The organism is Ruminococcus sp. 5_1_39BFAA (genome assembly GCF_964240875.1).
Lineage (GTDB): Bacteria > Bacillota > Clostridia > Lachnospirales > Lachnospiraceae > Blautia_A.
This window is the reverse complement of the sequence record NZ_CAXSVO010000097.1, coordinates 1-579: the sequence shown is the minus strand read 5'-3', so window position 1 is coordinate 579 and position 579 is coordinate 1. Positions and strand designations below refer to the sequence as shown.

1 protein-coding gene is annotated in these 579 nt (G+C 39.4%); it reads right to left on the bottom strand.

Translation table 11 applies throughout. The features are described 5' to 3' along the window. A partial coding sequence (locus ACESZH_RS23940) for a transposase (protein ID WP_373219994.1) occupies positions 1 to 579 on the bottom strand: 579 nt, incomplete at both ends.

The following is a 579-nucleotide window of genomic DNA, read 5'->3' as shown; positions in this document are numbered from 1 at the left end:
CCTTCATCATAATGACAAACTCATATCCGCATTTGTCCATGTAGTGTATGTTTTCTTTACTGAAATATCCCCTATCCAGAATAAACCCAACGTTTTTATAGCCATAACCGCCTGCTTTTTCCAATGTGTACTGTAGCTGTGAGACATCTACAATACTTCCCGGATAATCCTCATAGTACAATGGTTTTGCATTGTTTCCATCATAAGCAACAGAATAATTAATGACAGGTGCTCCGGTATCTTCCTTGGGATGCCCGTATTCTACGAAATCGATATCCCCTGCCTGGCAGTTTTTGTTTGTTGAATCGTAAGATATGTATATCTTTTTGCTATGATCCTGTCTTTCATTCCATCCATCCAAAAACGCAAGACTTTGGTCTCTTGTAATACTGTTAATGAAGTCAGAAACCTTCGAGTCACTATAGATTTTCATCCCGTCCGTGAATAGCGGATGATTAAATGCATAATCAGGATAATACTGACCGGCATTGTTCTCTGCAATGACTGAATACACAGCCAGATCAAGGAACAAACCGCTATTCTTACCGATGATGTCTCCAATCATTTCATCCAGGTGAT